At 62.8% G+C, this 9660-nt stretch carries 8 protein-coding genes; 2 read left to right on the top strand and 6 right to left on the bottom strand.

Annotated features, from left to right (window positions below):
- The first annotated feature begins 30 nt into the window (after positions 1-30).
- Positions 31-306 carry a hypothetical protein gene (locus U5A65_RS06215; protein WP_321945778.1) on the top strand — a complete coding sequence of 92 codons (276 nt, stop codon included), beginning with the start codon at positions 31-33 and terminating at the stop codon, positions 304-306.
- Positions 307-339: 33 nt separating this feature from the next.
- On the opposite strand, the gene U5A65_RS06210 is transcribed toward U5A65_RS06215, so the two are convergent.
- The 3 genes from U5A65_RS06210 to U5A65_RS06200 are packed head-to-tail and all read right to left on the bottom strand — an operon-like array spanning position 340 to position 2102.
- Positions 340-528: a DUF1289 domain-containing protein gene (locus tag U5A65_RS06210; RefSeq protein WP_321910981.1), complete on the bottom strand. Its 189-nt coding sequence runs from the start codon at positions 526-528 to the stop codon at positions 340-342.
- Between the two features lie 3 nt (positions 529-531).
- Complete coding sequence (gene dmeF, locus U5A65_RS06205; RefSeq protein WP_321945777.1) at positions 532-1821, bottom strand: CDF family Co(II)/Ni(II) efflux transporter DmeF; 1290 nt, start codon at positions 1819-1821, stop codon at positions 532-534.
- Between the two features lie 8 nt (positions 1822-1829).
- Positions 1830-2102 carry a metal/formaldehyde-sensitive transcriptional repressor gene (locus tag U5A65_RS06200; protein ID WP_233886791.1) on the bottom strand — a complete coding sequence of 91 codons (273 nt, stop codon included), beginning with the start codon at positions 2100-2102 and terminating at the stop codon, positions 1830-1832.
- 182 nt (positions 2103-2284) lie between these two features.
- Between U5A65_RS06200 and U5A65_RS06195 the strand changes: the two genes are divergently transcribed.
- Positions 2285-4552: a penicillin-binding protein 1A gene (locus tag U5A65_RS06195; RefSeq protein ID WP_415764318.1), complete on the top strand. Its 2268-nt coding sequence runs from the start codon at positions 2285-2287 to the stop codon at positions 4550-4552.
- Positions 4553-4571: 19 nt separating this feature from the next.
- Here the strand turns inward: U5A65_RS06195 and U5A65_RS06190 are convergent, their stop codons facing one another.
- From U5A65_RS06190 to U5A65_RS06180, 3 genes are read right to left on the bottom strand one after another with little or no spacing between them, the layout of a single operon-like run.
- On the bottom strand, positions 4572-4925 hold the full coding sequence (locus U5A65_RS06190) for a copper-binding protein (protein ID WP_321945776.1): 354 nt from the start codon (positions 4923-4925) through the stop codon (positions 4572-4574).
- Positions 4922-8128, bottom strand: a complete 3207-nt coding sequence (locus U5A65_RS06185; protein WP_321945775.1) for an efflux RND transporter permease subunit — start codon at positions 8126-8128, stop codon at positions 4922-4924. Before U5A65_RS06185 ends, U5A65_RS06190 begins: the two co-directional genes overlap by 4 nt.
- Positions 8125-9651: an efflux RND transporter periplasmic adaptor subunit gene (locus U5A65_RS06180; protein WP_321945774.1), complete on the bottom strand. Its 1527-nt coding sequence runs from the start codon at positions 9649-9651 to the stop codon at positions 8125-8127. Before U5A65_RS06180 ends, U5A65_RS06185 begins: the two co-directional genes overlap by 4 nt.
- Positions 9652-9660 lie beyond the last annotated feature (9 nt).

Genomic DNA, 9660 nt, shown 5'->3' with positions numbered 1-9660 from the left:
CAGGCACGTTGAAATTTGGGGGACTGTTCCATGAAGAAACCAGCACTTGCACACTTGGCACTCGCTGCCATTGCAATCGGCGTGACCGGCGCGGCACACGCCGCCGATGTCAACGTAGGCATCAACGTGGCTACCCCTGTCGTGGTCGCCCCGCCGCCTCCCGCTGTCGTCATTACGCCGGGCTGGCATGGCGACCGCTATTGGGACGGCCACCGCTACTGGGAACGCGACGATTGGGAAAAGCACCATCACCATGACAAGGGCTGGCACTGCCCGCCCGGACACGCCAAGAAAGGCGAGTGCTGATCGGGCTACCCGCCTCGAAAGCACAAAGCACTTTCAGCGCACAGATCCGGCCGCCTTTATTTTTGCTTCCCGCCGCGGCCGGTCATTGAGGATCTGGTGACGCATGTGGTCAGTCATCTTCTTCCAGGCCCGGATCTCGTCCCGGGTACGAAAGCAGCCGGTACAAAGCCCGCTTTTGCCGTGGAACGCGCACACGTCGATGCAAGGTGATTTCACAGCCATCGTTCACACCGCCGCGCGCAGCGGATTCACTTCGACCGTGACATGAGACAGGCTCCGGAAGCGGCGAAGCGCGCCATGATAGAAGTCCGGGCCGCGTGAAGCCTGGTCCGTTGCGACCGACACAACGGCACTCAGGTGCCCGGGCCCCACACGCCAGACGTGAAGGTCGAGCACCCGGTCGCCGTTGTCTTCGATCAGGTTGCGCACGCCCTCGGCCGTGCGCTGATCCGAATTCATGTCCAGCAGAATGGCTCCGGTGTCGCGCAGGAGACTCCACGACCAGTTCGCGATCACCACCGCGCCCACAATGCCCGCAAGCGGGTCCATCCATAGCCACCCGAACGCGCGGGCAAGCAGCAGTCCGATAATCGCCAGCACGGAAACCGCTGCATCGGCAATCACGTGGGCATACGCCGCGCGGATGTTGTGGTCGCGTGCCGCCGCAGCGTGTGCGTCGTCATGGTCATGCTCTTCAAACTCGATTGCATGCTCGCCATCGGGAAGCTGAACGATGACCTTGAAGGCATGGGGTTCCGGTATGTCGTCCTTCGATTCCAGATAGCCGTCGCGGGCCACGAACTCGAACGTCTGCCGCTGCCCGTTTTCACGAATTGTCGTCATGCGCACTTCTGCGGGATCGCACGTGAGCGCCTGCGTGTGGAGACGGAATACCGGGGGCACGCCGTCCTCGAAAATCGAAACGCTGAAGCGCCCTGCTGCCGTGACGATCTCGCGCGCTTCTTCATGTTCGTGACCGTCGTGGCCGTGGCCGTGGCCGTGCGCATGGCTATGCCCATGATCGTGGCCGTGACCATGACTGTGCCCGTGATGACCGCCGCTGAGCAGCCAGACACTGGCAAGATTGACGAGCAGGCCAACAACGGCAATGGGTATCGCCTCACCGAAATGGATCGGGACCGGTGCGAACAGGCGGCACACCGCCTCGTAACCAATCAGGAGTGCGATCATTGCAAGCACGATGGCGCTGGTGAAACCGGCGAGGTCGCCCAGCTTGCCGGTCCCGAAAACGAAGCGTGGGTCGCGGGCGTGGCGGCGCGCATAGGTGTAGGCAAGCGCCGCGATCAGCATCGCCCCCGCGTGCGTCGACATATGCAGTCCGTCCGCCACGAGCGCGAGCGAACCGAACAGGCTTCCGCCCACGATCTCGGCGACCATCATGGCGCTACAGAGCGCGATCACCATCCAGGTCCGGCGTTCGTTGTCCTCGTGGGCGTTGCCGAGAAATATATGGTCGTGCCCGGCCCCGAAGGCCGCATCTTCAAACCTGCTCATCACGTCTTTCACTTGAAGTAACTGTGAACCACTTCGATTAACTGTTCCGTGCCGCTGCCGTGCTCGTCGGCCGGTTCGGCGTCCACGAGATGCGTGCGGATATGGTCCTCGAGCACCACCGCAAGCAGTCCGTTCATCGCGCCCCGCGAGCTGGTGATGAGCTGAAGCACATCCATGCAGCCACGCTCCTCTTCCAGGGCCCGCTCAATCGCCTCAATCTGCCCCTTGATCCTGCGAACCCGGTTGAGCAGCTTCTGTTTCTCGCGAATGGTATGACTCAAGGCGGCTCCTTATAGGGTAGGGGGGTATACTAGCACGGCAGTCGCCGCATCGCTGAAGTCCGTGGCGACGGGCGTCCTTGCTTCGTCGCCGGCGCCTCGCATCGAGCGCACCATGCCGCCAATTCGAAACAAGTGTAATCATCTGTTAACGTCAGGCAGGAAGGCCTGTTTTGCGGCCTGAAATGCATCTGCGCTTTGGTACGATCCGGCCTTTCGTCCATTGCGCAGCCACCGTGAATCACCCCTATGTGTCGCTATTTCGTGAACTCTGCGCACGCTGGGTGAACCGTGCCCGCTCGCTAGCCGCCACGGCCGGCGCGAAGGCACGCCGCGTTTTTCGCGCGGCGCTGCACGGTATTTGCCACCCGACACGCCGTGGCATCGTCCTGACGCTCGCTGCATTACCGGTGCTTTCGCTGGCCTACACGGCAGCGCTCATTCCATTCACCCCGCGCCTCGGTGACATCCGCAAGGCCCGCGTCGATCGTCCCGCGCTGATCCTCTCCGCCGACGGCAACGTGCTCGCCGAGTTCAAGCCGGTCAATCGCGAATGGGTCACGCTCAACCAGATTTCGCCGCATGTGGTGGACGCCCTGATCGCGACCGAGGATCACCGCTTTTACGAGCATCACGGCATTGACCTCCAGCGCGTTGCGGGGGCCGCGGTCCATACGTTCACGGGCAGTCGCCAGGGCGGCTCCACCCTCACCCAGCAGCTCGCACGCAACCTGTATCCGGATGAAATCGGCCGCGCGCCAACGTTGACGCGCAAGCTCAAGGAAGCGATCACCGCGTTCAAGATCGAGTCCGTCTACAGCAAAGACCAGATCCTCGAGACGTACCTGAACACGGTGCCCTTTCTGTACAACGCATACGGCGTGGAGATGGCCGCGCGAACGTACTTCGGCAAACCAGCCGCCGATCTCGATGTTCTCGAGAGTGCGACGCTCGTTGGCATGCTCAAGGCGAACAGCGCATACAACCCGGTGCTCAATCCTGATCGCGCGCTGGAGCGCCGCAACACGGTGCTCGCGCAGATGGTGAAGTACGGCAAGCTCGATGCGCACGCGTACGCCTGGCTAAAACACCAGCCGATCAACGTCAATTTCGAGCCTCAGTCCGAACAGGTTGGCGCGGCCCCGCACTTCTCAGCCCAGTTGCGCAAGTGGCTGACTGCCTGGGCGGATAGCAACGGCTACAACATCTATTCCGATGGACTCGTCGTGCGAACGACCATCGATTCCCGGCTTCAGGCGATGGCCACGCAGGCGGTTGCGTGGCAAACCGGCCAGCTGCAGTCGATCGCCAACGGCGCGTGGAACGAGCGGACCGGCTGCTGGCCGGGTAACGCGCTGTTCCAGTCGTTCATGAGGCAGACGCCGGAGTATCGTTCGGCGCGCGACGCAGGCCTGGCGGATGCGGACGCCATCAGGAAACTCGCGACGGACGCGTCGTTTGTCGAAGGCCTCTGCCACAGCAAGACGCAGGTTCAGGCCGGATTCGTCGCGATGGATCCGCGCAACGGCGACATCAAGGCGTGGGTCGGCAGCCGCGATTTTCACGACGAGCCGTTCGACCATGTGCAGCAGGCGCGGCGGCAGCCGGGTTCCACTTTCAAAGCGTTCGTCTATGGCGCCGCCTTTGCGGATGGCGCGCAGCCAGGCGACACGATCGTCGACCGCAACGTCGCGATCCCGCTGAAGGGCACTGCGGTATGGAAGCCGACCGATCCGGAGCCGCCAACCGGCCGGCCGATGTCGCTGCGTGACGCCTTCGCCTTTTCACGTAACCGCGTGACAGCCCAGCTCATGCAGCGCGAAGGCCCTGCGAAAGTCGCTACGCTTGCGCGCGAGATGGGCATACGCGAGAGCGCACTGGACCCCGTGCCGTCGCTTGCGCTGGGCACGAGCCCCGTCACGCTCAAGGAGATGGTTTCGGCGTATTGCACGATCGCCGACCGGGGAGCCTATGTCGAGCCGCGCATGGTCACACGCATCGAGGACCGCAGCGGCAACGTGCTCGCCGACTTCCCTGCCGCACGGCCGCAGCAGGCGCTGCCCGCCCCTGCCGCACTGAAGCTGGTCGATGTGATGCGCGACGTCGTCAACCGCGGCACCGGCAGCGACATCCGGACACGCTTCGGGATTCACGCCGACGTTGGCGGCAAAACGGGCACGACACAGGACAGCACCGATAGCTGGTTCATCCTGATCCACCCCCAGCTGGTCGCCGGCGCCTGGGTCGGATTCGACGACGCGCGCGTGACGTTGCGCAACGACTACTGGGGTGAAGGTGCGCACAGCGCCCTGCCGGTGGTGGGCGCCTTCTACGACATGGCGCTGCGCGCACGGGCTATCGACTCTCACGCGCAGCTTGCGCCAGGAAACAATACGCCGCCGCGCGCAGCCCATGCGCGCAAGCGCCACCATTTCCTTTTCTGGAGCTTCTGAGTCGAGGCGACCGCCCCCGTTAAGGCTGCTTTTCGAGTTTCACGATGGTCAGCGTGCCATTGACGTTTTCGACTCTCACCTTGACCTTGTCGCCTTCGTGAACCTGCTTGACCATGCTTCCATCCTTCGCCTTGAATGCCATGGTCATCGGGGGCATGCCGACGTTCTCCAGGGCGCCGTGCTTCAGGGTGACCATTCCCGTAGCGGCGTCGATCTTCCTGACCTCCGCATCGGTTAGCGCGGAATTCGAAGCGACCTTCGTGACCGCGGGCTTCGCGGCGGACATGTTCATGCCCGCCATATCGTCACCAGCAAATGCAGGGGCCGCGAGAACAGCAGCAACGGCAGCGACAGCAAGAATCATCTTTTTCATTGTGTTTCCCTGGTTTGGGTAGAAGGCACTTTCGTGCCAGAAGGTTCTGCGTGGGTAAATGGAACCTCGTTGCGTTGCCTCATTCGGCGACGCTGCAGGAGGAACCAGGCTGCGGGAATAACGAACATCGAGAGAATGGGCGCGGTGACCATTCCGCCGACCATCGGAGCGGCGATACGCTGCATGACCTCCGAGCCGGCGCCGTGTCCGACCATGATGGGAATGAGCCCTGCAAGGACCACCGCTACCGTCATGGCCTTCGGCCGCACACGCAAGACCGCGCCTTCGCGAATCGCGTCGAGCAATGTGGCCTCGGTCATGGCCTCCCCAAGCTCGAGCCGCCGGGTCAGTGCGCCCTTCAGGTACAGCAGCATGACGACGCCGAACTCGGCCGCAACACCCGCGAGCGCAATGAAACCGACCGATGTGGCGACGGACACCGCGTGGCCCAGTATCCAGATGAGCCAGAAGCCGCCGACGAGCGCGAACGGCACCGTCGACATGAGCAGTAGCGCATTGGCCGCCGAGTTGAAGGTCAGGAAGAGCAGCACGAAGATGACGACAAGCGTCACCGGAATCACCGTGCGCAATGTCGCCGCTGCACGTTCGAGGTACTCGAACTGCCCTGACCATGCGATCGAATATCCGGGCGGAAGCGGCACCTTTTCTGCGACGGCGCGTTGCATCGCCTTGACTGCCGATTCCAGGTCCACGTTCCGGATATCGACGTAGACGTAGCCGGAAAGCCGTGCGTTTTCGCTGCGTATCATGGGCGGTCCGTCGGCGATCCGGATGTCCGCCACGTCGCCAAGCTGGATCTGTGCGCCCCGGTCGGTCAGAACCGGCAACTGCCGCAGCTTTTCCAGCGAATCGCGAACCTCGCGCGGATAGCGGATGTTGATCGGGAAGCGCTCGCGCCCCGCAATGACTTCGCCGACGTTGTCGCCGCCCACCGCCGTGGAAACCACCGACTGGATATCGCCGACGGAAAGGCCATAACGCGCCGCTGCCTGCCGGTTGATGTCGACGTCGATGTATCGGCCGCCGTTCAGTCGTTCCGCAAGCGCTGAAGTCACGCCCGGAACCCCCTTCACCGCCGCCTCGACCTGCCCTGCCACCTTGTCGATTTCATTCAGGTCGGGCCCGGAAATCTTTACGCCGACCGGCGTTTTGATACCGGTGGACAGCATGTCGAGGCGATTGCGGATGGGCGGCACCCAGACGTTCGACAGCCCCGGCACCTTCACGGTCTTGTCGAGTTCATCGACGAGCTTCTCCGGCGTCATACCGGGACGCCACTGACTGCGCGGCTTGAACTGGATGGTGGTTTCGAACATCTCGAGCGGTGCCGGGTCGGTTGCCGTGTCGGCGCGGCCCGACTTGCCGAACACGGTCGCGACTTCCGGTACCGTCTTGATGAGCCGATCGGTCTGCTGCAAAAGCTCGGATGCCTTGTCTGCCGAAATGCCGGGAAGCGCCGTTGGCATGTACAACAGATCGCCCTCGTCGAGCGGCGGCATGAATTCGCCACCGAGTCGCGAGAGCGGAATGGCGCTCAGCAAAAGCGCAACGACCGCAAGCCCAATCGCAATCCACGGGCGGCGCAGCGTGGCTTCGAGCATCGGCCGGTACAGTCGAATGAGCGCGCGATTGATGGGGTTCGCGCTCTCATGCGGAATGCGCCCGCGAATGAGATAGCCCATCAGTACCGGCACCAGCGTGACCGAAAGACCCGCAGCGGCAGCAATGGTGTAAGTCTTCGTGAAGGCGAGCGGAGAAAAGAGCTTGCCTTCCTGCCCCTCCAGCGAAAATACCGGAACGAACGAGAGCGTGATGATAAGCAGTGAGAAGAATAGCGCCGGTCCGACTTCCGCCGCCGACGTAGCGATGAGTTCCCAACGCTGTGCAGCCGTCATGGGCCTGCCGGGATGCGCATGCTCGTACGCCTCGAGATGCTTGTGGGCGTTCTCGATCATCACGATGGCCGCATCGATCATCGCGCCGATGGCGATGGCGATCCCGCCCAACGACATCAGATTCGCATTCACACCTTGATAGCGCATGACGATGAAAGCCGCCAGCACGCCCAGCGGCAGCGACAGAATGGCCACGAACGCGCTGCGCAAATGAAAGAGGAACACGGCGCAGACCAGGCCAACGATGATGAACTCTTCGATGAGCTTGTCTCTCAGGTTGTCCACGGCGCGTTCGATGAGCTGCGAGCGGTCGTATGTCGTCACGACCTCGACACCCGCGGGCAGCGAGCGCTTCAGGTCAGCGAGCTTCGCCTTCACTGCGCCGATGGTCGTCAACGCGTTTTTGCCTGAACGCATGACGATGACCCCGCCTGCGACTTCGCCCTCCCCGTTCAGCTCGGCAATCCCACGGCGCATCTCGGGTCCGATCTGGATGCGGGCGACATCGCCAAGCAGAACCGGTGTGCCCGCGTCATTGGTGCGAAGCACGACATTGCGAAAATCGTCGAGCGAGCGCAGGTAGCCCGACGAGCGGACCATGTACTCCGATTCCGCCAGTTCGACCACTGAGCCGCCGGACGCCTGGTTCGCCTTGCCGAGGGCATCCGCTACCATGGCCTCGGTAATGCCGTAAGCGCGCAGCTTGTCGGGATCGAGCACCACCTGATACTGGCGCACCATCCCGCCAATGCTCGCCACTTCCGACACGTCCGGCACGGACTTCAGCTCGAATTTCAGGAACCAGTCGTTGAGCGCGCGCAGTTCTCCAAGGTCGTGCTGACCCGTGCGGTCGACCAGTGCGTACTCATAGACCCAGCCCACCCCCGTCGCGTCGGGCCCGAGTGAAACCGTCGCGCCTGGTGGAAGGCGGCTCTGAACCTGATTCAGGTATTCGAGCACACGCGAGCGGGCCCAGTATTGATCGGTCTTGTCGTCGAACAGCACGTAGACAAACGCGTCGCCGAATGACGAATACGCGCGGATCGTTTTCGCGCCTGGCACACCGAGCAAAGTCGTCGTGAGCGGGTACGTCACCTGGTCCTCGACGACCTGGGGCGCCTTGCCCGGATACGACGCCTTGATGATGACCTGCGTGTCCGACAGGTCCGGCAACGCGTCGAGTGGTGTCTCCTTGAGCGAGTAGACGCCCCATGCCGTGACGAGCACAGTGGCCAGCAGAACGAGGAACCGGCTGTGAATGGACCAGCGTATGAGACGCGCGATCATTTGGCGTCTCCCACGGGTTCGACCTTCGTGAGCTGGTAGCCGTCGTCCGATTGTCTGAAGACGAAGTGGACTGTCTGGCCGGGTTTGACATCGGGAAATGCGCCGGATGACGGCTTGTTGAACGACATCGTCATCGCGCCCCAGCCCAGCGCCGGCACCGGTTGATGCGAGAACGTGATGTCGGCAGCGCTGACCTTTTCCACCTTGCCGGTGGTTTCGTATGTCTTTACGGCAGCGCTCGGGATGGACGCCGGCATTGCCGCGCTCGCGCCAGCCGCGCCTTCGATTCTCGGCAGGACCGATTTCAGACTGGCTTCCGAGTCGATCAGGAACTGGCCGGAAGCGACGACCGTCTCGCCATCGCTCAAGCCACTCATGACTTCCGTGTCGCTGCCGACGTCGTTGCCAACCGTCACGTCTGCGGGTTGCAGGCGGCCGTCCGCGTTCTTGACGATCACGACCGACCGCTTGCCGGTCGTGATGACAGCTTCAGAAGGCACAAGCAGTCGCGAAACCGTTTTTTGCGCATCGACGCGCACGCGCATCAGCATGCCGGGCGTGAGTCTGAGCGCGGTGTTATCGATTTCGAGCCGCGCCTGAAGCGTGCGGCTCGTGGTGCTGATGCCGGGCAGGATTTCGCGAATCTGCCCTTTGAAGTGCTGTGTCGGGTCGCCACTGAACGTCGCGTCAACGCGCATGCCGGGCTGCACACGCAACGCCAGGTTCTCGGGAATCTCGACGATGAGCCAAAGCTTCGATAGACCCGCGACCTTCGCAAGCGTCTGACCGGGCGCGACCTGCGCACCGTCGCGCACGTTCAATTCACTTAGGACACCTGTCTCTGGCGAAGCGAGGACAATGTGTGTCTGCGCCTTGCCCGTGCGGTCGAGACTCGCCATGACGCCATCCGGAATCGACAGCGCGCGCATACGCGCACGCGACGCTTCCAGCAAACTGTTGTCCATCCCGCCGCGCTTGAGCGCGAGGTATTCCTCCTGCGGCGCGAGCCAGTCGGGCACGAAAACCGAAGCGATGGGGGCGCCCTTCGCAACCCGTTGCATCGGCGCACTGGCGTACAAGCGGTCGATGTAGCCCGTAACGCGCGTCTGCACGACATCGGCCTGCGATTCGTCGAATTGCGTGGTGCCGACGGCGTCGAATCCTTCCGTCGTTTCCTCGCGGCGCACGGTGGCGTAGCGAATACCGAGGTTCTGCTGAAGTCCCGGGTTGATTGCGATACCGGATGAGCCGCCCCCTTCGTCCGCATACACAGGCTCGAGTTGCATGTCCATGAATGGCGACTTGCCGGGCTTGTCGAAGTGCTGGTTCGGCACCATCGGGTCGTGCCAGTAAAGCACTTTCCTGCCGGTTTTCGGGTCAGTCGGGTTGCCGGAAGCCGAAGCGGCGATCGTGTTTTCACCCGAAGCCGACGCGTGTCGTACGCCGACGAAATACCCAGTGCCAAGAAGCGCTGCGGCGGCAAAGAGTGCCAATATCGCGCGTACCAAAGGTTTTTGATTCATTGCTTTCTC

This window comes from Paraburkholderia sp. J10-1 (genome assembly GCF_905220165.1).
In the GTDB taxonomy this organism is placed as follows: Bacteria; Pseudomonadota; Gammaproteobacteria; order Burkholderiales; family Burkholderiaceae; genus Paraburkholderia.
The sequence above is the reverse complement of the archived record's forward strand: the minus strand, read 5'-3'. Positions and strand labels throughout refer to the sequence as shown.

Coding starts and splice junctions, on each gene's coding strand:
- U5A65_RS06180 (WP_321945774.1), bottom strand. CDS start 9,651: ATGAATCAAAAACCTTTGGTACGCGCGATATTGGCACTCTTTGCCGCC.
- U5A65_RS06185 (WP_321945775.1), bottom strand. CDS start 8,128: ATGATCGCGCGTCTCATACGCTGGTCCATTCACAGCCGGTTCCTCGTT.
- U5A65_RS06195 (WP_415764318.1), top strand. CDS start 2,285: ATGCATCTGCGCTTTGGTACGATCCGGCCTTTCGTCCATTGCGCAGCC.
- U5A65_RS06215 (WP_321945778.1), top strand. CDS start 31: ATGAAGAAACCAGCACTTGCACACTTGGCACTCGCTGCCATTGCAATC.
- U5A65_RS06190 (WP_321945776.1), bottom strand. CDS start 4,925: ATGAAAAAGATGATTCTTGCTGTCGCTGCCGTTGCTGCTGTTCTCGCG.
- dmeF (WP_321945777.1), bottom strand. CDS start 1,821: ATGAGCAGGTTTGAAGATGCGGCCTTCGGGGCCGGGCACGACCATATA.
- U5A65_RS06210 (WP_321910981.1), bottom strand. CDS start 528: ATGGCTGTGAAATCACCTTGCATCGACGTGTGCGCGTTCCACGGCAAA.